At 40.2% G+C, this 23,649-nt stretch carries 19 protein-coding genes and 1 tRNA gene; 1 reads left to right on the forward strand and 19 read right to left on the reverse strand.

The annotated features are described in order from the left end of the window. Positions 1-66 precede the first annotated feature (66 nt). From D8Q48_RS05470 to pfkB, 13 genes are all read right to left on the reverse strand, one after another. Positions 67-792: a DnaJ domain-containing protein gene (locus tag D8Q48_RS05470; RefSeq protein WP_118724770.1), complete on the reverse strand. Its 726-nt coding sequence runs from the start codon at positions 790-792 to the stop codon at positions 67-69. Between the two features lie 228 nt (positions 793-1,020). Then, a complete protein-coding gene (locus tag D8Q48_RS05475; RefSeq protein ID WP_117990817.1) occupies positions 1,021-1,428 on the reverse strand; it encodes a hypothetical protein in 408 nt (135 codons plus the stop codon). A 126-nt stretch (positions 1,429-1,554) separates the two neighbouring features. Then, entirely contained in the window at positions 1,555-2,466 is a 912-nt protein-coding gene (locus D8Q48_RS05480) for a DUF4340 domain-containing protein (protein ID WP_121055774.1), read from the reverse strand. Between the two features lie 39 nt (positions 2,467-2,505). Continuing rightward, entirely contained in the window at positions 2,506-3,951 is a 1,446-nt protein-coding gene (locus D8Q48_RS05485; RefSeq protein ID WP_121055776.1) for a GldG family protein, read from the reverse strand. Between the two features lie 12 nt (positions 3,952-3,963). After that, the gene (locus D8Q48_RS05490; RefSeq protein WP_121055778.1) at positions 3,964-4,830 is read right to left on the reverse strand and encodes an ABC transporter permease subunit; all 867 of its coding nucleotides are present in this window, start codon (positions 4,828-4,830) and stop codon (positions 3,964-3,966) included. Further along, positions 4,814-5,770, reverse strand: coding sequence for an ATP-binding cassette domain-containing protein (locus tag D8Q48_RS05495; RefSeq protein ID WP_121055780.1), 957 nt, complete (start codon positions 5,768-5,770; stop codon positions 4,814-4,816). Before D8Q48_RS05495 ends, D8Q48_RS05490 begins: the two co-directional genes overlap by 17 nt. Before the next feature lie 313 nt (positions 5,771-6,083). Then, complete coding sequence (locus D8Q48_RS05500; RefSeq protein WP_121055782.1) at positions 6,084-8,753, reverse strand: SMC family ATPase; 2,670 nt, start codon at positions 8,751-8,753, stop codon at positions 6,084-6,086. 4 nt (positions 8,754-8,757) lie between these two features. Next, positions 8,758-9,909 carry an exonuclease SbcCD subunit D gene (locus D8Q48_RS05505; RefSeq protein ID WP_118724763.1) on the reverse strand — a complete coding sequence of 384 codons (1,152 nt, stop codon included), beginning with the start codon at positions 9,907-9,909 and terminating at the stop codon, positions 8,758-8,760. Next, complete coding sequence (locus tag D8Q48_RS05510; RefSeq protein WP_121055784.1) at positions 9,906-11,609, reverse strand: ABC-ATPase domain-containing protein; 1,704 nt, start codon at positions 11,607-11,609, stop codon at positions 9,906-9,908. The genes D8Q48_RS05505 and D8Q48_RS05510 overlap by 4 nt, the downstream gene beginning before the upstream one ends. A gap of 36 nt (positions 11,610-11,645) precedes the next feature. Then, on the reverse strand, positions 11,646-12,671 hold the full coding sequence (locus D8Q48_RS05515; RefSeq protein ID WP_117990796.1) for an XdhC/CoxI family protein: 1,026 nt from the start codon (positions 12,669-12,671) through the stop codon (positions 11,646-11,648). Positions 12,672-12,822: 151 nt separating this feature from the next. Beyond that, on the reverse strand, positions 12,823-14,937 hold the full coding sequence (locus tag D8Q48_RS05520; protein ID WP_117990794.1) for a glutamine synthetase III: 2,115 nt from the start codon (positions 14,935-14,937) through the stop codon (positions 12,823-12,825). 208 nt (positions 14,938-15,145) lie between these two features. Then, a complete protein-coding gene (locus tag D8Q48_RS05525) occupies positions 15,146-17,086 on the reverse strand; it encodes a fructose-specific PTS transporter subunit EIIC (RefSeq protein WP_121055786.1) in 1,941 nt (646 codons plus the stop codon). A 19-nt stretch (positions 17,087-17,105) separates the two neighbouring features. Then, the gene (pfkB, locus tag D8Q48_RS05530) at positions 17,106-18,008 is read right to left on the reverse strand and encodes a 1-phosphofructokinase (RefSeq protein ID WP_121055788.1); all 903 of its coding nucleotides are present in this window, start codon (positions 18,006-18,008) and stop codon (positions 17,106-17,108) included. A gap of 265 nt (positions 18,009-18,273) precedes the next feature. On the opposite strand from pfkB, the gene D8Q48_RS05535 reads away from it, so the two are divergent. Continuing rightward, the gene (locus tag D8Q48_RS05535; protein ID WP_118724758.1) at positions 18,274-19,014 is read left to right on the forward strand and encodes a DeoR/GlpR family DNA-binding transcription regulator; all 741 of its coding nucleotides are present in this window, start codon (positions 18,274-18,276) and stop codon (positions 19,012-19,014) included. A gap of 89 nt (positions 19,015-19,103) precedes the next feature. Here the strand turns inward: D8Q48_RS05535 and fba are convergent, their stop codons facing one another. The 6 genes from fba to whiA all read right to left on the reverse strand — a co-directional run bounded on the left by fba (position 19,104) and on the right by whiA (position 23,648). Then, positions 19,104-19,970, reverse strand: a complete 867-nt coding sequence (gene fba, locus D8Q48_RS05540; protein WP_118688304.1) for a class II fructose-1,6-bisphosphate aldolase — start codon at positions 19,968-19,970, stop codon at positions 19,104-19,106. A 176-nt stretch (positions 19,971-20,146) separates the two neighbouring features. Next, positions 20,147-20,875: a glucosamine-6-phosphate deaminase gene (gene nagB / locus D8Q48_RS05545; protein ID WP_118688305.1), complete on the reverse strand. Its 729-nt coding sequence runs from the start codon at positions 20,873-20,875 to the stop codon at positions 20,147-20,149. A 202-nt stretch (positions 20,876-21,077) separates the two neighbouring features. Then, positions 21,078-21,149: transfer RNA gene (locus D8Q48_RS05550), tRNA-Glu, on the reverse strand. A gap of 145 nt (positions 21,150-21,294) precedes the next feature. Further along, positions 21,295-22,251 carry a YegS/Rv2252/BmrU family lipid kinase gene (locus D8Q48_RS05555; protein WP_117990778.1) on the reverse strand — a complete coding sequence of 319 codons (957 nt, stop codon included), beginning with the start codon at positions 22,249-22,251 and terminating at the stop codon, positions 21,295-21,297. A gap of 183 nt (positions 22,252-22,434) precedes the next feature. Further along, the gene (locus D8Q48_RS05560; RefSeq protein ID WP_117990775.1) at positions 22,435-22,692 is read right to left on the reverse strand and encodes an HPr family phosphocarrier protein; all 258 of its coding nucleotides are present in this window, start codon (positions 22,690-22,692) and stop codon (positions 22,435-22,437) included. Further along, entirely contained in the window at positions 22,689-23,648 is a 960-nt protein-coding gene (whiA, locus tag D8Q48_RS05565) for a DNA-binding protein WhiA (protein ID WP_022074502.1), read from the reverse strand. Before whiA ends, D8Q48_RS05560 begins: the two co-directional genes overlap by 4 nt. Position 23,649 lies beyond the last annotated feature (1 nt).

The following is a 23,649-nucleotide window of genomic DNA, read 5'->3' on the forward strand; positions in this document are numbered from 1 at the left end:
CAAAAAAGCCACCAAACTCCGTCCCCAATCGGCTCTCAAAACTCCGTCCCCAACCGGCTCTATTAGTTACATGAAACCACCGCCCGGAGAAACTGGCACATAACAGCACCCTCCACCGCAACACAGATTACACAATGCCGTTGCTATGCAAGCCTTCATACAGGCATCTCCTGTACCGACAGGATATCCATACATTCCCTGTCTCTGCTGATACCAGCCTCCGCCACCTTGGAGACGCTGCAACAGCATCTGGTACTGCAGGTTATTCGGTTCCAATTCTACCGCTTTTTGTGCATGTTCGAGTGCGGTCACATTATTTCCAACTCCGGAATTTGCCGACGCACTGTAAAAATACCACAATGCTCTTCTTTCTTTAATTCCATCTAATACATTCAATGCTTCTGCAAAATGTCCGCTTTGAATATAGTTTGCCGCTGCACGAAGATGCATGTCTGTCTCTGACTCTCCCGAAGCACCTGCTCCACCTTGATTGCCCTGATATGCACCGCCAAATGGATTGCCATACATGCCGCCAAACGGATCCCCATATGTATTGCCAAACGGACTTCCATTCCCGTATGTGCCACCTCCGGAATATCCTCTTGCACGCTCATCCATAATCTTCTGATATGCCTGCTGCACTTCCTTGAATTTAGCTTCTGCTTCTTCTTTATTGGGATTGTTAATATTCGCATCCGGATGATACTTTCTGCTCAACGAACGATATGCTTTTTTTATCTCATCTTCTGACGCATCTTGCGACACCCCAAGTATCTGATATGGATCTATCATCTCTTTTCTCCGTTTCTCTCGCATTTGTAATTTATTACATCACGAACCCACGCTTACGCGCTCTACCGTCTGCTTCGCAGACTGTTCGCTCACTAATGGCTCAAGAAAAGTAAATGCCGCCTGCGGCGTCGCTTCCTTTTCTTTTTCGCTCATTATATCATAATTTTAGAAAACGGCACCAATAATCTTTGGCACCGTTTTCCAACGTTCTCATAATTCACTTATACATCAGCTTTTCTTTATAAATGTCGTTCCACATTTCGGACATCTCACTTCAATCTTTCCTTTTCCACGTGGAATACGAATCTTCTGCTTACAACTCGGACATTTATAAATATGATAAACTTTTCTCTGTTTCATCAGTTCTTTCTGCTTGTAGAAAAAACTACGAAGCTTATATGTCTTTGCGAGATATTTTTGATTTTCTGCATAACGTTTCGTAATATTCTTAGAAAAAATACGGAAATAACAATAAATGATTGCAACCCATCCAATGATATACAATATATTTCCCGCAGCCTTTCCTCCAAAAAATGCTGCCAGTATCACGGCAACCAGACCAACTCCGAGCAAACACTTCGACAATGCATCCACTCCATATCTTCCCTGCAAAAAACGCATCATTTTATCTTTCATTGATTTCAACCTCGCTTTCCTATAGAAGGACATTTTCCTCTCTTTTTAACTGAAAGTCAATAAATTATTTCTTAAATGTTTCTAAAAATATTTGCCACGCGGTTTTTAACACACTGAAAACGTTTCTTAATCCTCTACATTCAAAATGTTGTTACAGATTTCTGTTGAAATCAAATATACAATCTTAGAATCGTTGATCATCACATAACGGTTTCCACTGCCATCCTCTTTTCCAATATAAAGAGTCAGCACCTTTTCTTTTTTCTCTTCTGAATAGGTTGCTTCTACTGTAATTCTGGATTTTTCATCCAGCCCATACTCTGACAAATGCTCATCTTCCACGGAATAATCCGCAACTTTATCCAGACTCACTACTCCGAGACCTCCTGCTACCGCTGCGATCTTCTCAGTATCATCATCATTTTCCGAATCATATGTGGTTGCCTGTCCGTTCTGTGTAATAACTTCTTTCTTAAGATTACCGCTTCCAATCGTCGGGTATTCATCTAACTTCGCCATATCTTCCAGACTATGCTGTAAGTCCTGGAGTACCTCGCTGTTTACTGTATAGACCTTCTTTGTATCATCCACCATTACATAATATGAATCATCCCCGGAATCATTTCCAAAATAAACCGATGTCTTATCTCCATTTTCATCTGTCAATTGAATCCGATAAGCCGGGTCATCCAGACCATAATCTGCAAGCTCATCTCCGCCTTCCAACTCACGTTCTGCCTTCAACTTTCCAAAGGTTTCTACAATCTGTTCCGGATAACTCTCGTCTAACGGGAAATCCGGGTCTTTTACATAGACCCAGTTTCCATCCTGTTTTTCAAATGTTTGCGTCCCTTCTCCGACATCGTAATTAATCAGAGACACATCTTCTACATCTGTTATATAAATTGTCGATGCTTCTTTTTCTTCCTTTGTTTTCTTCTCCTGATGCTTTATCATTGTCTGAATTCCAAAATATACTACCAGCAAGAGAAGTAACACGCCACAAAGTATGCACATCTGCTTTTTCTTTTTATCCATACGGCACGCCTTTCTTTCTATTCAGATTTTAATTTGTAATTACGCTTTTCTTCTGCGATACCATACTGAAAATCCACCAATCAAAAGTACGATTGGAACCCCGAAGATTACCAGCAGACTCAAAAGACCTGAATGCTGCACTGTATTATATTCTACGGAAAGACTTTTTGGCTCAATGGAAATATTTTTGACACCATCAAAGTTTGCTGTCACTGCATTCATAAATAATGTTGTATTTTCTAATGTCGTAAATGCATCTGTAATCTGAGAATCAATCATACTTGCTGAAGAAATCACTGTCAGACGGCTCTTTCGTGTCTCACTGTCATCTGTACTATTTTCGTCCTTGGTATCCTCTCCATCATCCTTACTGATACTCTCTGTCGCGACAACTCCAAGTGTATAACTGCCTTCTGTCTGCGCATCCTCCGTCACCGCATATGCATTATTTGTTGTAGACATAAATGCATTTACTGAAATCGTATCTCTTGCAGGGTCACTCAATTCCAGACCATGTGTATTTGCAAGAAGAACCATCTGAGATGAAATTCCATTTGCCAAGTCCCCGGACACAGATAATTGTGGGAAGAGATAATATGCATTTCCCTGATAGCAACGCTTTGGATCTGCGATATATCCATCAGCTTCTTTCATTCCGTAATCAGATAAAATGCCCATTAAATTCGGCAATTGCTCTGAAGTTGTATCTCCAAGAATCAGCATCACTTTACCGCCTGACTTCAGATAATTCTTCAAGACGTCCGCCTCTTCCTGTGACAGATCATTTGTCGGTGCATACATCATAAGAAGGTCACAGTCATCCGGGATTTCTGTATTCATAACCAAATTCAATTCTTCTACATTATAGTTGTTCTTCTTCATTAAATCTGATATCGTTGTTGAAAATGTAGACTCTCCATGCCCAGATGTTCTATAAACCGTCTGGCTGGCATCACTTGTCACATAATTGATCGCACTTGTCAGCTGACCTTCTCCATCAAACTCTGACTCCGATGCACTTCCTGTATAATAATAGGATGACATATCCTGCACGATGATGTCACTAAATGCTACTGTCGTACTTTTTCCTGTGTCTTCACATTTTACAACAATTGTATCTTTTTCTGCATTATTCTCTGTCAATGCAGACGGATGCAGCACCGGGTCAATCCATTTTACAGAAACATTTTTTGAAAGTCCTGCATACTTACTTAAAAATGTTGTAATACGATCATCTGTCTCATCCTTCACAGCCAGTACTGTCAATGTTACTTTGTGATCCAGTTCTTTCAGCAAATCTTTACTTGTATCACTGATTTCATATATTTTTGTGCTGCTCACATCAATATTTCGATATTTTTCAGGTAACTGGCCTATGATCATATTCGCAACTACTACAATCGCTATTACAATTGCCGTTACTCCTATGCTAAATGAGCCCTGTTTCGTTCCTGTTGTCTGAAATAATTTCTTAATCTTTTCCACAGCCCGAACCTCCTAACTCCAACGTCTCTTCTGAATTGCCTGTATCGTCAGAACAATAAGTATCGCAATTACAGACAAATACAGTACAATTCCTGTAATATCAACAATGTGATTATTCGTAATATCCGTAAATACGTCTGCCAATGCAAGCTTTCCGAGTATTTTTGTTAACAGGTTTTCAAATAAACTGGATTTCACAATGTATGTAGCAACACTCGCTACAATACCGAGCACTTCTAAAACCGCACTAAGCATCCAGTTTTCTGTCATATGATAAACATAAGCAATTATGAGCGTGAAAACAACAATCAAGCCGATCAGCGAACCAATCGCAGAGGATGGGAGAAATCCGATGATTCCGTTCCACAGATATAATATCAATAAAAGTCCGAATGTTGTGATAAATGCAATCATCTGGCTCTCTGTCAATGCTGACATAAACATCCCTATCGCTACATAAACACATCCCAGAAGGAAAAAGACTCCGATTGAAATATAATCTGTCTTTAAGTATGCTGTTCCATTCATCTTGATCAATAGCGGAAAGAGACAAAAGATAAGATTTGGGATTGCGACAACTGAAATCATTGCCAAATATTTTCCTAACACAATCTTTGTAAGACTCACCGGTGCCGTCAACAACAACTGATCTGTTTTGTTTTTTCTTTCCTCCGCAAAGCTTCTCATCGTGATAAGCGGAATCCCTACAATAAATACGATCAGCGAGCCAGACAATGTATAAGAAAAATACGGATATCCTGCGTTCAAATTATATGCGGTAAAATAAATTCCCGTAAATGCAACGAGAAATGCAACAAAAACACATCCCACCATAGACTGGAAATAGGACTTGAATTCTCTTTTATAAATTGCCAGCATCGTTCGATTCCTCCTTCTGTGTCAGTTCCATAAAGATGTCTTCCAGACTTGCCTTTGCAGTCTTCATTTCCAACAATGGGCACTTTTCTTCTGCAAATGCATAAAATACTGCTTCACGGATATCTGCCCCATTTTTTGTCTCAAGCTTTACTCTCGTAAGATTTTCATTTTCACTATGCATTTCCATCGCATCAATGTCATCAATTGTTGACAAAATTGCCCGAGCAGTCTCCGGTGCAGCTTTCACCTCTAACTCCAGGCTGGACGCTCCGTTTCTTAACAGTTCCAGATTCTCCGGTGTATCGCTTGCAACTAATTTCCCTTTTGAAATAATCAGAATATAATCACATACCTCTCTTACCTCTGCAAGAATATGTGAACTTAAAATAACGGTATGCTTCTTTGAGAGTGTTCTGATCAGCTCACGAATTTCTATAATCTGTTTTGGATCCAGCCCAACTGTAGGCTCATCCAAAATAATAATCTCCGGAAACCCTAAAATAGCCTGTGCCAGCCCAACTCTCTGTTTATATCCTTTTGAAAGATTCTTGATCAGACGATCTGAAACATCCTGAAGTCTTGTCAATTTCATTACTTCACTGATATCGGACTCTCTTTTCTCTTTTGGCAATTTCTTTAACTCTGCCGCAAATTCCAAATACTCTTGTACTGTCATATCCATATATAATGGTGGAAGCTCCGGCAGATACCCGATTTGTTTCTTCGCCTCTTCCGGCTCCTTCAAAATGTCATGCCCGTCAATCAGAACACTTCCATTGGTCGCACCCAGATATCCTGTCATGATATTCATTGTTGTAGATTTCCCGGCACCATTTGGCCCCAGAAAACCATAAATCTTACCTGATTCCAATGTAAAACTCAGATGGTCCACAGCCAGATGACTTCCGTATTTTTTCACTAAATCTTTTACCTCTATCAACGCTTTACCTCCCTAATCTATCAAACTGATACAAAGGTAACAGATTTTTGTGAACGTTCTGTGTTAGAAGTGTGAGGATGTTTTGAAAGTGAGAGGAGTGCCAACGGGGAGGGGAGTGCCAATCGGGGACGGAGTTTAGTGGGGTTTTTTTTGTGGAAAAAAAAAAAACAAAAAAAGTCACCCACATTTGGCCCCCCCCCGGGGCCAAACGGGGGGGGCCTGCCCAGTGGGGCCCGGATTTTGCGGGCTTTTTTTGCGAGCAAAAAAAGCCACTAAACTCCGTCCCCGATTGGCCTCCCCCCGTTGGCACCTATTAAAAATTCCATCTTGCCTGGCTGCCTTTTTCGGTCTTTCTTACTTGTAGCTGCCAGTCTACTTCTTCTTTCAGTTCATTTACATGGGAAATGATTCCCACAAGAGTTTTTTCTCCCGCCAGCTCTTTGAGTATCTGTACTGCACGTTCTCTTGCTTCATCATCTAATGAACCAAACCCTTCATCTACAAACATCGTCTCAAGTTGTACTGCTCCCACTGTATTTTGGATTATATCAGAAAGTCCCAATGCCATTGCAAGTGCTGCCATAAAGGACTCTCCTCCTGACAATGTCTTTACATCTCTTGTAGTTGCACTTACCATATGGTACACATCCAAATCCAGACCGGCCTCTCCTCTGCTGCTTAAGTTTTTCACTTCCCGACACTGTAAAATAAATTCATTGGAAGTCATTTTTACAAGCCTTCTGTTTGCCGCTGCAATAATCTGTTTGAAATATTTCCGCTGTACATATGTTTCGAAGTCTAATTTTGCACTTCCTGCCAGATTTCCATTTGCAGTCCTGCTTAAGTTGCCAACCATCTCATACCGCTTTTGAAGTATGCCGGATTTTTCTGCATAGCTCTTCAATTTCTTTTGTGCCTCTTTATTTTTATTCTGCACACTATGTCTTGCCAGATGCTTTGCTTTCCATTCCTTCCACTCGCTCTGGTATTTCGCTGCTGTTTCCTGTTCTTCTTTCACATCTATCCGCTGTTTTGACGCCGTCTGCTCTTTCAAATTCTGAATCGTTGTCTGAACGCGAACACACTCCTGTTCATATTTCTGAATTTCCGCCTCCTGCTTTTCTATCTTAGAAATTCCGGTCTTTGCCTGTTCATAGCTTTCTATGCTCTGGAATTTTTCTGCCTTAAATACCTGCTCCCACACTTTTGTTTGTTCAGATACACTCTGCGCAAGCTCAAATCGTTGCTCCTCCCTACTCTCTAACAGACCTTTCTTATGCGTTTTTTCTTCATTGAACGTTTGCATATTTTTCTGTGCTTTTTCATAGTCCGACTGCAAAATATTACGCTCTTGTTTTAAGACCTTTAGTTTTTCCCTGACACGCTCTTCGTCCCATCTTTCTTCTGCATCCTTCTTTTGCATCTCCAGAACTTCCTCGAGCTGTGCATATTCTGATTTTAATTCTCCCTGAATTTGCTGAAAACCTTCTGTCGCCTGTGAACGTTTTTTTTCTGCAGCATCACGCTCCTTCTTTGCACTCTCTACCTGCTGCTGATTCGGCGCATCCTGGTTAATCCTTGCAGGGTGTGGATGTGTCAAGGAACCGCACACCGGACACGCTCTTCCCTCTTTTAGCTGTCCTGCCAAAATTCCGGCCTGCTCTTCAAAAAATCGCTGATATAGATTTTCATATTTCTCAGATGCCATTCTGCTGTTTTCCATATGTTTTTTCAAAATCACAACTGCATTTTCTTTATCCTGTTCCAGCTTTCGGATTTTCTCATAATGCGGCAGTAGATTAGATAGACAAATGATCTGTTCTTGCAGTGAATCGTTATTGTTCTCCCACATTTCCTGTGATTTCTCATAAATTTCCTGCAACTTTAATTCTTTTTGCATCACATTTTCAAACCATTCTTTTAATTCCCCTACTGCCTTTTCAACCTTCTCATATTCTGACTTTAATTTCTGCAATTTCAGTTCTTCCACCAGAATCTTCTGTGCAGATTTACTCTCTGTAATCCGGGCTTTAAGCAATACAATCTCTGACGTTTTTTCCTTTAATTTTTCTTCCTCCTGCTGTGCCTTCTCCAATGCCTGAAACAATGCATTGATTTCCTCTTGTCTTTGAATCTGAAGATTTAATGTCTCGATTTTTTTCTGCAATGCATTGGTCTGCTTCTCAGATTCTTTCTCCCAATTCTTGCCTATTTCCACAATGTCTCTCAGACAATCCATCACTTCCTCAATTGGAGGCATATCAAGACTCGATAAGAGCCGCCATCTCTTTTCCAGTTCTTCCCGGTCTTCTATTTCGTCCGGCAGTTCTACCCGCTCCATCTCTCTCAATATGTCTTTTCTGGTTTCCTCCACCTGAATATAAAGCTGCTTTGCACGCTCTTTTAGTTTTTCCTCAACCCGATAGTACAAATTAGTCTGAAATATTTTTGAAAATATCAGTTTTCGTTCTTTTGATTCAGCATGTAATAGTTTTAAGAAATCTCCCTGTGCGATCATTGCAATCTGCATAAACTGATTTGCATCCAATCCCATGATTTCTTCAATCTTTGCATCAATTTCCCGTTTCTTTCCCCTGAATTCTTTTCCATCCGGCATAAGCAGACTTACCTTTGAAGTTTCTTTCACGTAACGTGGAGAGCCATCTGCCAGACGCCGTTTTCCAAGTCTTTGATATTCTGGATTTCTTCGGATAGTATAAATCTGCTCTCGATATGAAAATGTAAACTCCACATAAGTCTCCACATCATCCTCAGCATACTGGCTTCGCATCATATTTCCTTCACGCTTTCCACCGCTTGTCTTATCGTAGAGCGCATATGTGATCGCATCAAATATGGTTGTCTTTCCCGAACCGGTATCCCCACTAATGAGAAAAAGTCCTGTATTTAATTTTGAAAAATCAACAATCTCCTCTCCTGCATAAGAACCAAATGCTGACATTATTAATTTGACTGGTCTCATTTTCTCACTCTCCTGCTTCTTCTAATACTTCTACAAGAAGGGACTTCTCTTCCTCATTCATCGCTCTTCCCTGCATTTCCTCAAAAAATTCTTCAAATACAGTCAGCGGGTCTGACACCACTGCTTCCTCTTCAAACTCTTCTAGTTTTTTACGAGTTCTTGTATTATCCATTCGTACTTCCAAAATGTGCGAATATACTCTCTCTAACTGCTCTTTTGGTTTATATGGATCCACCTCATCTGTCAATGTCACACTGATATAATCATCTTTATTCTCAAGCTTCGCATCCGCAATGATTTCTTCGAGCTCTCCTCTTACTTTTCGCACATCCCGAAGCGGATGTAACGGAAGTTCTTCTACCTGTACTGCATCTTCTTTTTTTCCAAGTGAAATTAAGTGCAGTGTTTTATTCTGATTTGCTTCACTGACCGAATATTTTAACAAAGTTCCACAATAACGGATATGCTCTGCTCCCGCTCTTTGTGCCCCATGCAAATGTCCCAGTGCCACATAATCAAAATTCTGTACGCAACTGCTGTCAATCAGATCCAGACCGCCCACTGATGCTGTCTCAGACTCTGACCGCTCCATCTTCTGTCCTCTTCCTGCATAGAACTGATGGGATATCAATACATTTCTCTCATTCCAATCAATATGTTCCCGCTCCAGTATTTTTCTTACCGCCGCTTCATAACTCTCCGGAATCTCTTCATCGAACACACCTCTGACATATCCCGGCTTCAAAAACGGAAGAAAATAAAAATTAACCTTGCCTTCTTCATCCTGTAAAGTCAGTTTTTTTAAATATTCATCCTCTGTTTCCGGTACATTTCCGGCTATATAAATGTTCTGCCGTTTCAATATCTGACTGGCATAATTCAGCCTCTGTGCAGAATCATGATTTCCTGCGATTATCAAAATCGGAATCGCAGGTTCCAGACTCGAAAGCTTTGTGAGAAACTCATCAAATATCCTCACGGCTTCCGCAGACGGCACCGATTTATCATAAATATCACCGGCAAATACAATTGCATCCGGTCTTATTTTTTCTGCATAAGATACTACTTCCTGCAAAATATGCTCCTGATCCTGCCTCAGGTTATATGAATGAAGCTGCTTTCCAATATGCAGATCAGATAAATGAAAAAATCTCATAGATTTAACCCCCGATATCGATTCAGACATGCAAATATTTCCTGTCTTCTTGGCATTGCAAGATTTGCCACACTTGCATTACTCTCACAAAGACTCGAAAGACCTTCCCTGCAAATCTTTTCTTCCAGTTTATCCACTACATTTTGTATGCTATCTTTCCCCTGGAATAAATGCTTTTCCGCATATCTCACACAGTATCCTAATGCACTGACCTGCTCGGTATCTGCCAATTGTTCCACATATCTAAGATCAATGTTCTCCCGATTAAGTTGAACCATCTCTTTTCCCATCGTTTTCATTTTGATTCTGTCATTCGGTTTAAATCCTCTGCCTTGTCTTGGACATCTTATGAAAACCGGTTTTTCCGCCGGATTTTCCATCCCGCTCATCGCCGGAAAATCTTTCGCTGTCTCTTTTGCCAGCTTTGTAATCTCTTTTGGCTCATAACGATCCATCTGGATGATTGTATCCGCAATATGAAAATATGCACCTGAACTACCTGCTACTATCACCGTAGAAATGCCATATACCTGATACAGTTCTAAAATTCGATCGATAAATGGAGTGATCGGCTCCATATCCCGATGAATGACTCTTTGCATCAATTCGTCACGAATCATGAAATTAGTCGCGCTTGTATCTTCATCAATCAGCATCACACTTGCCCCGGCTTCCATGCTTTCAATAACATTTGCCGCCTGCGACGTACTTCCACTTGCATCTTCTGTGTAAAATCCTCTCGTATCCTTTCCATTTGGAAGGTCATTAATAAACATCGAAATATCCGTTTTTTTGATGCTTCTTCCATCTTCTGCCCGAATCTTCATTGCATCGTCTTTCGTGATCACATACTCTCTTCCGTCCCCCTGGATATGGTTATACACACCCAGTTCCAATGCTTTTAACAACGTTGATTTTCCGTGATAGCCACCACCGACAATCAATGTAATACCTCGCCGGATTCCCATCCCGGAGATTTCCCCTTTGTGTGGCAATTTCATGGTAACTTCCATTTCCTTTGGCGACTGAAATCTCACTGCCCCCTTCATCGGTTTATCCGAAACACCGGATTCTCTCGGAAGGATTGCTCCATTTGCCACAAATGCAATCAAATCATTCTTTTCTAATTCGTCTCTGATATATTGCTGATCCTCTGCAAGATCAATTATAGAACGAACACGTTTCTTATCACAATTTTTATAAAACAAGCTCTGTTCTACACACTCCGGAAGAAATCCAAATACAATCTTTTCCAGTTCTCGTGCATTGATCGTGCGTCCATTTGCCGGAAATCCCACTTCAAAACGAAGCTTAACATCTCCGTTTTTCGGATTTATTTCACACGCAGTACGTTCCAACACTTCCTGGCCACATTTACTCACGGATATCAATCCGCTTTTCCCGGAGCCTTTTGCCCGAAAAGCATACTTTTGAATTGCACGGTAAAACTGACGCGTCATCTCATCTTGCAGCGCTGCCCTCTGGTGTCTGCCTTTATATAATTCTTCCGGAAATCCTGCTGTACTCCCCTTCACCTGCACACTCACCTTTGATGGGGATGCAAATGGGTCTCCCTGCACATGATCAATGGAAAAGACATATCCTTGGAACTGATATTGTCCTTTTGTATCTTTATATGCCGGATATCCTCTGTGATCAATTCTATCTAATAACTGTTTTAATTCTACTGCTGACTGCATCTTCTATAACTTCCTCCATCCTGTCACTGCTGTCTTTTATGCCTTCTCAATTAACACTTTCATAACACCGCCACAAACCATTCCTTCATCTTCCGCTACTGCTCCTGTCATATCTATATGCTGGATCAGATAACCGCCTTTTTGAATAATCTGTCTTGCTGTCTGTGATATGCCTGCCTCTGCACATCCACCTCCGATTGTACCTTCAATTGTACCATCTTCATATACGATCATCTTTGCTCCTGATTTTCTCGGTGTAGAACCTTTTGTCTCAATGATTGTCACAACGGCCTTCCCTTGTTCTTTTCTTTTTTCATCCGGGTTAGCCAATCGTTCCATCACTCTCATATCCACATCAGACGACATTACCTTATCTGTTCTCTGTTCTGTACGCTTCACCTGAATAATTTCTGCTAAAATTGCAATCGCAATTTCTTCCGGACTGACTGCTCCAATGCTCAATCCAATCGGAGAATGAATAAAATCTAACCATTCCTGTGAAATGTTCTCTTCTTCGTGAAGCTGTTCTTTCAATTGTTTTACTCGTCTTCTGGAACCAATCATACCAAGATATGCACTTTTTTTCTGTTTATACAATGCACGCAGACAGTCCCCATCATGTCTGTGTCCTCTTGTAAGAATTGTAATGTAGTCATATTCATTTATCTGAAGCTTTTCAATTGCACTTGCAAATCCCTCACACAATACTTCTGCTGCCCACGGGAAACGCACTGTGTTTGCAAATGATGGTCTGTCGTCCACCACACATACCTGAAAACCGACTCTTGCAGCAAACTCTGCCAGTGCCAGTCCTACATGTCCCCCTCCAAGAATAATCAGGCGCTCTTCACGGCAAAATGATTCTACAAAATACTTTTTATCGCCGTCTTCTACAAGTCGCGGTTCTCCTTCCATTTTCGCTTCCTCGACCGCATTTTGGATAATCTCAGATGCTTCTTCTTTTCGAAACACATTCTTTTCTAATGACTCTCCCAATGTAGTTATCAGTGCTGCACTTCCATTTTCCTCCGTCTCTTTTAATAATTCCTGATACATTTCCATACCATTTCCTCCGTTTAATTATCACTGTTTATCATTATAACAGAATCTTAGTTATTTTGTCAGTTTATAATGCAACAGAAAAAGCGAACTCCATTTCGGAATCCGCTTCTCTTTGTTATCAGAACTTCTGGCCTTATATATTTTTTATGTATTAAACCTCGAAGATCAAATCTCCATACGAAGGCATTGGCCAAGCTTCTTTGTCCACAATCATTTCCAGCTTGTCAACCGGCACACGAAGTGCTTCCATTGCAGGAACAACTTCTGAATGATAGTATGTTGCCTGAACTTCTCCTTCTTCTTTTTCTGCTGCTTCTTCTGTTGCTTTCTTTAATGTAGCAAGTGTTTCTTTTGCTTCTTTTAAAAGTACTGAAACTTCTCTAAGTGCTTCTGCCTGAACTTCTGCGTCCACTCCTGCTTCTTTTACAGCGATCACTGTATCCGCAAGCTGTTTTGTATATTTCATAACAGCCGGGATAAACTGTTTACTTGCCATATCGATCATTGTGCGAGCCTCGATATTAATTGCTTTCGCATATGCTTCATACTCAATCTCTGCACGTGATTCAAGCTCGGCTTTTGTAAACACACTAAATCTCTCGAACAATGCAACTGCTTTATCTGTTGTAATTGCAGGAATAGACTCTACCATAGATTTAATATTTGGAAGTCCACGTCTCTCTGCTTCTGCTACCCACTCATCAGAATAACCATTTCCGTTAAATACAACTTTATCACTTTCGATCATGTATTCTTTGATCAGGTCATGTACTGCAAGTTCAAAGTCATCTGCCTTTTCAAGAACGTCACAAGCATCTGCAAATGCTTCCGCAACGATTGTGTTCAATACGATGTTTGAATTTGCAACAGAGTCACGAGAGCCAACCATACGGAATTCAAATTTATTTCCTGTAAATGCAAATGGTGATGTTCTGTTTCTATCTGTAGCATCTTTGGAAAGATCCGGAAGTGTTGTAACACCTGTTTCCAATTTTCCACCTTTCAAACTGTGTGTAGCTGTACCTGTGCTGATCAGCTGCTGTCTTACATCCTCAAGCTGTTCTCCAAGGAATACAGAGATAATTGCCGGTGGTGCCTCATTTGCTCCAAGTCTGTGGTCATTTCCCGGATCAGCTGCTGACTGACGAAGCAAATCTGCATGTTTGTATACTGCCTTTAAAATACATGCAAGTACGAGTAAAAACTGTGTATTTTCGTGAGGTGTCTTACCTGGCTCTAACATATTGATTCCATCATCTGTCGTGATAGACCAGTTATCATGTTTACCTGAACCATTAACTCCCGCAAATGGTTTCTCATGAAGCAGACACTTCATACCATGCTGACATGCAACTCTCTTCAATGTCTGCATGATGATCTGGTTGTGATCTACTGCGATATTCGCTTCTGCATAAATCGGAGCAAGCTCATGCTGTGCCGGTGCAACCTCATTGTGCTGTGTCTTTGCAGATACACCGACTTTCCACAGCTCGATGTTAACATCTCTCATGAAGGATGCAATTCTCTGACGGATTGTTCCGAAATAGTGATCGTCCAACTCCTGTCCTTTTGGAGGCATAGCTCCAAACAATGTACGTCCTGTATAGATTAAATCTTTTCTCTGCATAAACTTCTCTGCATCAACCAGGAAATATTCCTGTTCAACACCAACAGATGGAGTTACCTTTTTTGATGTTGTATTTCCAAATAAACGGAGAAGTCTGAGTGCCTGTGTATTGATAGCTTCCATTGATCTAAGAAGTGGAGTCTTCTGATCAAGAGCTTCTCCTGTATAAGAACAGAATGCTGTAGGAATGCAAAGTGTAGCTCCCGCTGCATCCTGTCTGACAAATGCAGGTGAAGTACAATCCCATGCTGTATATCCTCTGGCCTCAAATGTAGCACGAAGTCCGCCTGATGGGAATGAAGATGCATCCGGTTCCCCTTTGATCAGTTCTTTTCCTGAAAAACTCATCAATACTTTTCCACTTGGAAGTGGAGCCGAAATAAATGAATCATGCTTCTCTGCTGTAACACCTGTCAATGGTAAAAACCAGTGTGTGTAATGTGTCGCTCCCTTTTCGATTGCCCATTCTTTCATCTCATGAGCAATGACATCTGCTGTCTCAAGATCCAGCTCTTTTCCCTCTTCAATTGTTTTCTTTAAGTTTTTATAAATCTTTTTTGGTAAACGTTCCTGCATAACCGTATCGTTAAATACGTTTTCTCCAAAAATGTCAGCCACATTTAATAATTCTGTGCTCATTGTTCTTCTCCTTTTCCCAAAATAGTTTATGTCCAGAAAAAAAAGAGGCACTCCAAGTATCCTTGGAACGCCCCTGTTTCATTTCCTGCTTACAATATAACTCAAACCTTTTTAAAAGGCAAGCATTAATTTTACCCCCGGTAAAATTTCATTCATTTTTTCTTATATTACGCTTATTTTTATGAAAACTCTGTACATTTTTACAATTCTACTCATTTTCTACTGTTTTTTTCAATATACCAAGTAAAATTGCTCCTACAATAGTTCCTGCCACAAGTGCAACCACATACATGATCGGATTACCTACAACAGGGAATACAAAGATTCCACCATGAGGTGCCATCAGTGTACAGTTAAATGCCATAGACAAAGCTCCTGCAAGTGCAGATCCGACAATACAAGCTGGAAGTACATGCAGCGGATCTGATGCAGCAAATGGAATTGCTCCTTCTGTAATAAATGACAGGCCCATAACAAAGTTTGTAGGTCCGGATTTACGTTCTTCCACTGTAAATTTATTTTTAAATAAGAGTGTTGCAAGAGCGATCGCACATGGTGCAACCATTCCTCCTACCATAACTGCTGCCATAATGTTATAGTTTCCTGCTGCGATAGATGCTGTACCGAATACATAAGCTGCCTTGTTGAATGGGCCACCCATATCGATTGACATCATTCCTCCGAGGATTGCTCCAAGAAGAACTGCATTCATTCCACTTAAGCTTCCCAGACCATTGTTCAATCCAGTGTTAATAACTCCAACGATTGGTTCAATAATAAATGTCATACTCAATCCCATCAATAGTACGCCAAATACAGGGTAGAGTAATACCGGTTTGATACCTTCCAGTGAATCCGGTAATTTTTCACATACTTTTTTAATCAGATTTACAATAAATCCTGCAAGGAAACCTGCTGCCAATGCTCCCAGAAATCCCGATGTTCCGTTTGCTGCGATTGCTCCGCCTACAAAACCTGCCACAAGTCCCGGTCTGTCAGCAATACTCATTGCGATAAATCCTGCAAGGATTGGTAGCATAAATCCAAATGCAACGCCACCAATTGTTTTAAATGTTGCTGCGATTGGTGTGATTGTACCAAAGTTTGCTCTCTCTGCCGCACTCAAAGCATTTAAGTCTATACATAACCCATCGATCAAAAACGCAATCGCGATCAGGATACCTCCGCCTACAACGAATGGAAGCATGTGAGATACACCATTCATCAAATGTTTGTAAATTGTATGCCCCACACCGCCGCTCATCGACTGTGCGTTTGATTTTTTAGTAGGTGCAGCCGCCTTATAAATTTCTGCCTGTCCTGAAACAATTGTATCGATTAACTCATCAGCCTTGTTGATTCCATGTGAAACCTGACATTCAATCAATGCTTTTCCATCAAATCTATCCATCGGAACATTTGTATCTGCTGCTACAATAATTCCGTCTGCGGCTTCGATTTCTTCTTCTGTCAGAACATTTTTAGCTCCACCGGATCCTCTTGTCTCTACTTTTACAAGGTATCCTTTTTTCTTTGCTGCCTTCTCAATGCTCTCAGCTGCCATATATGTGTGGGCAATTCCGGTTGGACATGCTGTTACCGCAAGAATTAATTTCTGATTGTCTTTCTCTTTATCTGCTGCAAGATCCGTCTGGGCTGCCGCTTTTTCCTTTGCAGCATCTGCATCATCCTTTTCCGTCTCTGCTGCATCTATAATATTAAGAAACTCTTCTACTGATTTTGCTTTGCGAAGAGATTCTGTAAATGTGTCATCCATCAGCATCATCGACAACTTGCTCAAAATTGTGATGTGTACATTTCCAGCCCCTTCCGGTGCAGCAATAAGAAAGATCAGATTAACCGGCTCATCATCCAGAGCCTCATACTCAACTCCCTGTGGCAGTACCATAGCTGCAAGTCCCGGCTTATTTACTCCTGTACATCTTCCATGAGGAATTGCAATTCCGTCTCCTACTCCTGTTGTCCCTTCCTCTTCTCTTGCAAATACAGCTGCCAGATAATTTTCCTTATCAGATACCTTTCCGCTTTTTGCCATCAGATCGACCATCTGATTTAGTACATCTTTTTTGTCTGCTGCGGCTCCATTCAGACAAATGCTTTCCGGTGCAAGTAAATCCCGAATCCTCATAACTGAAACCTCCCATTTTTTATAATGTGTTTAAAATTGCTTCCACTTCTTCTTTTGTTGCAAGATTTTCTGAAAATGCACTCGCACTTCCTGTTGCAACACCATTTTTAAATGCTATCTCATAATTTTGTGTCGTCAGATATCCATACAAAAAGCCTGCTACCATTGAATCCCCTGCTCCTACAGAATTGACAACCTTTCCTTTTGGAGCTTCGCTTTCATATACAGAACCATCTTCTGCAACCAGCACCGCTCCGTCACCTGCCATAGATACCAGAACATTTCTTGCCCCCTGTTCCTGTAACTTTTTGGCATAAACAATGACATCTTTCTTATCTTTCAATGTTACATCAAAAATCTCTCCGAGCTCATAATTATTCGGTTTGATTACAAATGGATGAAATGGCAGTACATTTACCAACAAATCTTTTGTTGCATCTACTGCGATCATAACTTCTTTATTCTGAAGATATTCCATAATGTCACTGTACATTGTAGATGGCATAGATGCCGGAATGCTTCCTGCAAGAACAAGTACATCTCCTGCTTTTAATGTATCCAACATTTGGTAAAGCTTGTCGATATCTTCTTTTCCGATTACCGGTCCCATCCCATTGATCTCACTCTCTTCGTTGGAACGAAGTTTTAGATTGATCCTTGAATAACCATTTGCGATAGGAATCAGTTTTTCTACGCATCCCATTTCTTTGACTCTTCTCTGAATCTCTTCACCGGTAAATCCTGCTGTAAATCCCAGGATTGTACTTTCCATTCCAAGATTCTTTAAAACGATGGATACGTTAATTCCCTTTCCCCCCGGAAACATCACCTCTTTTTCTGTTCTGTTCACCTGACCTAATTTAAAATCAGAAACATTCACAATGTAATCAAGTGATGGGTTAAATGTTACTGTATAAACCATTCATTATTCCCTCCTGCCTTCTTATGACGTTTTTTAAATGTTTTTGACGAGATTTGATTTATGCTTTGATTATATTCTCGTTTTCAGTCATTGTCAATCACTTTCAGTCATATTCATTCATGTAAATATAGACAAAATTTAATCCTTGTTTTCGTGCAAAATGCTCGTTTCGCTTTGTTTGACATTCATTTTTGATTCTTTTATAATGAAATAAGAATCAAAATCTGTCATTATCATTCATTCAAAACGAAGGAGACGAAAGATTATGCTGATTGATGAAAGAAAAAATGCGATTTTAAAGCTTGTAAATGAAAATGGAAAAGCAACCGTACAAGAATTAATGGAACTTTTTGATGCATCTGAATCTACAATTCGAAGAGATCTTACAGAATTGGATAAAAAGCAATTATTAGTAAAGGTACATGGTGGTGCACTTGCATCCTCACAGGAAATCACGAAGGATATTTCCGTCTCTGAACGCGAAATCCTAAACCGTGATTCTAAGATTACAATTGCACAATATGCTGCCTCACTAATCACTGACAAAGATGTTGTCTATCTCGATGCCGGCACATCGACCGGATATATTATCGAATATATTTCGGCTTCTAAAGCCGTGTTTGTAACAAATGCGATTGCCCATGCGCGAAAACTCTGCAATCGTGGGTTCGAAGTTTATCTTCCGGGCGGAATGGTAAAGATGCATACGGAAGCATTAATTGGAGCTGACACTTGCGAAGCAATACAGAAATTTCATTTTACAAAAGGATTTTTTGGCAGCAACGGACTGACAATCCAACAAGGCTGCACAACTCCGGATGTTCAGGAAGCAAAGGTAAAAGAAACTGCTTTCGCTCATTGCAAAGAATCTTATATTCTTTGTGATAGTTCAAAATTTGGAGTTATTTCTTCTGTTACATTTGCTGATTTTACAGACTGTATCATTTTAACAGATTCCAGTTTATCTAAAGCTTATCAGAATTATGATAATATCAAGATTATATAAAAAAGAAAAAACATCAGTGCCGACATTTGCCGGGACCGATGTTTTTTCTTTATTTACGAGAAATCATCTCATATACTCAGGAACTAAAATTACTCAGCTTTTCCAACTGATCCGAACAGTTCCATCTTTTCTTTTACTGTAGCAGCAATTGCGTCTGCACCTGGTTTGAGAAGTTTTCTTGGGTCGAATCCTTTTCCTTCCAGATCTTTTCCTGCTTCGATGTATTCACGTGTAGCAGCTGCGAATGAAAGCTGACACTCTGTATTAACGTTGATCTTAGCTACGCCAAGGCTGATTGCTTTCTTAATCATATCTTCCGGAATTCCTGTTCCTCCGTGAAGTACGAGTGGCATATCACCTGTTTTCTGCTGGATTGCATCCAGAGTTTCAAAACTAAGTCCTTCCCAGTTTGCTGGGTATTTACCATGAATATTACCAATACCTGCTGCAAGGAAGTCGATACCAAGATCTGCTACTCTCTTACACTCTTCTGGATCTGCACATTCACCTTTACCGATAACTCCGTCTTCTTCTCCACCGATAGATCCTACTTCTGCTTCGATAGACATACCATTGTCATGAGCAAGTTTAACTAACTCTGTTGTTTTAGCAACGTTCTCATCGATTGGATAGTGTGATCCGTCAAACATGATTGATGAGAATCCAGCCTCTACACACTTCAGACATCCTTCGTAGCTACCATGATCAAGGTGTAATGCTACAGGAACTGTAATTCCAAGTTCTTCCATCATACCTTTAACCATTCCAACAACTGTCTTGTAACCTGTCATATACTTTCCAGCACCTTCAGATACACCAAGGATAACTGGTGATTTGCATTCCTCTGCTGTTGTCAGGATTGCTTTTGTCCATTCCAAGTTGTTGATATTAAACTGTCCTACTGCGTAATGTCCTGCTTTTGCTTTCTGAAGCATCTCTGTTGCTGATACTAACATATTTCTTTCCTCCACTTCTTAAGGCTTGCCCGATTACAGCAAGTACTATTTCTTTTAAATCTGTAACTATTATAGCCCATCATGGAAAAAAAGACAATCTATAATTCTCACAATAAAATATTCGAAATCCGTCTTATTTTTAACAATCTGTTATTTTTTTAACATTGTTCGTTGTTTTATTTTAATTTAGAAAGTGCTGCTTCATCAGCTACAAGTATTACATTATTGTGAAGCTGGAGTATAGATGCCGGCACCTCCGGATTAATTTTGCCTTGTACCATCGCTGCAACTGCATCAGCTTTATCTTCTCCATTTGCCACAACAAGAATCTTGTCCGCTTTCATAATTGTCCCAATTCCCATTGTGTAAGCCTGTCTTGGCACTTCATCTGCTGAAGCAAAGAAACGCTTATTTGCTTCGATTGTGCTTTCTGTCAAATCTACACAATGTGTGATCTTTGGAAAATCTGCTGCCGGCTCATTAAATCCGATATGTCCGTTTCTTCCTAATCCAAGTAACTGAAGATCGACGCCCCCCATAGATTCGATCAATGCTTCATAACGAAGACATTCTTCATCACCATTCTCAACTTGTCCGTTCGGTACATGTGTATTCTCTTCGTCGATGTTTACTCTGTCAAATAAATGATGATGCATGAAATAGTAATAGCTCTGCTCATTGTCTCTTGTCAGACCTTTGTACTCATCCAAGTTCACCGTCTTAACTGTGGAGAAATCTAAATCACCTTTCTTATTCCACTCAACTAATTGATCATAAATACCAATTGGAGTAGATCCTGTTGCAAGCCCTAATACACAGTCAGGCTTCAGCAGGATCTGTGCAGAAATTAAATTCGCTGCTTTTCGACTCATTTCTTCGTAATCCTTGGTTCTGATAATCTTCATAACCCATTCCTCCTTATACTTTAAAAGTCTTAATTGCAGAGTTTGTTTTCCTCAGATACAGTCCTTCATATTCTATCCCTTTTATTGAATCCCCAAATCTATATTTCGCAGAAATAGAAAAAACCAGATTTTCAGAATAGAACTCATATTCTATGTCTAAAAACCCGGTTTTGCCTGCTTTGAGTAACAACCCACTCTTTAGTGACTCCGAGGGGAATCGAACCCCTGATTCCAGCGTGAGAGGCTAGCGTCTTGACCGCTTGACCACGGAGCCTTATTTAATTATCTTGCCTGCTTGTTTATTTCTCACCCGCAAGCAAGATATACTTTATCACACTTTTTCACATAATGCAAGTGTTTTTTTCATTTTTTTATATTTTTTTATTTCATCAATATAAAGAAGCTATCATCCTGTGAATTTACGCCTGTTCTTCTCTTTCTTCTTCCTGGCGGACCAACTCTTTTTTTCGTTCCAAATGACCGATTGAAGTCGGTTTTACCATAATTTCCAATTCTTGTTTCAGATTTTCCACAATAACTTCATCATGTCTTCCCCCATATTCTCCATCCAAAGTCCATGGAATTTCTTCTTCCGATTCAAACTTAACATGACCGGAACGGAAAGAATACATATGATCCGAATTGATCTGTTTTACCAGCAATGCCGCTACGATTTCATTCAACTCAATCGGATTCTTCGGTGTTTTGATTAATGTCACTTCAAACACACCATCATCAAACGCTACATTTCTCCCGATAATACTTCTAAAACCACCTACTGATCTGGAGTTTGTCACCATTCCATACACAAAATTATCTTCGATTGTCTCTCCGTCATGTGTCACTTTAATATGGTAAGAAGGAATATTAAAAATACGCTTTGTTCCTTCCAGTACATATGCCAGATGTCCCAGAACGTTCTTCATATTTTGATCTGTCTCATATGATACATCCGTAAACAGCCCAAAAGCTGCAATATATACGAAATAATCATCATTAAAATGACCGATATCACATGGAAATGGTACTCCATTTACCGCTGTGTCGGCTGCTCCAAGCATATCCTTTGAAATGTGCAGGCTGCTTGCAAAATCATTTGTCGTTCCGGCCGGAATATATCCGATCGGTACTTTCTTCTCTCTCTGTGCCATACCGGTCACAACTTCATCTAATGTTCCATCTCCTCCGCTGCACACTACCAGATCATAATCGCCTGTATAAGATAAAGTCTTAGCAAGTCCATCGTGATAACGCTGTGTCGGGTACACTGTAACTTCATAACCTGCCTTGGTAAATATATCGAGTACATCTGCCAATTTGGGCTTTAACATACCAGTTCCTGCGTTTGGATTGTAAATAAATAATAGTTTCTTCATATTCATCCGCTCCTTTCCACTTTTTTAAGTTGCCAAAACACCCTGCTGAAAGCTGTTCAAGTCGAACGTTTCTACAGGTGATAAAAGAGGCTGTGCTTTACACACAACCTCTTTTTTTATTCTATTTGTTTTCGTGAATACTTCACTATTGTTCTCATCTGTTGTCTGAACAAAAGATGCCTTCTATTTTGCTTCTGCAAGAAATGTCTTAATTCCCTCTGCTGCCTTCACTTCATCTTCACCATCTGTCAAAACAGTTACTTCTTCACCATCCGATAAATTCAAGCTCATCATACCCATGATGCTCTTTGCATTAATCTTCTTATTATCAACCTGAATAAAGATCTTGCTTGCGTACTGACTTGCTTCCTGTACAAGCAAAGCAATTGGTCTTGCATCTAAGCCTTTTTCATGTTTCACGATAACTGGTGTTTCAATCATAATACTCCTCCTTGCTCTTTTCTAACCTTTTCTGCCAAATCTCCCAGTTTTCGAAGTCTGTGATTCACTCCTGACTTCCCAACCGGCGGCGACAAAAGAGCTCCTAATTCTTTTAATGATGCATCTGGGTGCGAAAGTCTGGCCAATGCCACTTCCTCTAATCCCTCTGACAGCTTTTCTAATCCAATCGTATCTCTTAGATATGTAATATCTTCCAACTGCTTAACCGCTGCCGATACGGTTTTATTCAAATTTGCCGTCTCACAGTTCACCTTTCGGTTCACTGTATTGCGCATTTCTTTCAAAATTCGTACATTCTCAAGTTCCATCAACGAAACGTGCGCTTCCATAATATTCAATATATCAACGATTTGTGAGCCTTCTTTGAGATATACGACATATGATTTCTTTCTCTGGACAATCTTTGCATCCATTGAAAAGCTGCTCATTAATTCCCGTATCTGTTCTGCCATTGGTTCTGCAGCACACACAATTTCAAAATGGTATGCTTTCTTAGGATCACTCATGGAACCCGCTGCCAAAAATGCTCCCCGAATAAATGCTCTCTTACAGCAGGTCTGTTGTACTACGATAGGATTCACAATCCGGACCTCTTCAAATCCATCCAAATGTTCATCTATCAACTTAACCGCCTGTAATACTCGAAGTGCATCCTGGTGCTGTTTTACAACAACCGAATACGATACGCTTTGCTTTTGAATGTTTCTTCTTATTGATATATCAGATTCTATATTAAATGTTTTTTTAATCAATGTAAAGACTTTTCTTGCAACCGCTTTGTTTTCTGTGTGTACTTTTACCCGATATTCATTTCTACTATTAATAATGATCGAGCCACATAGTCCAAGAATTGCTGCCAATTCTGCAATCTGACAGTGCCTTGCACTGCTCCAGTGTTCTGACAGTTCTTCTTTTACATTTCCTGAAAATGACATG

The organism is Ruminococcus sp. B05 (genome assembly GCF_003628495.1).
Classification (GTDB): Bacteria; Bacillota; Clostridia; order Lachnospirales; family Lachnospiraceae; genus Schaedlerella; species Schaedlerella hominis.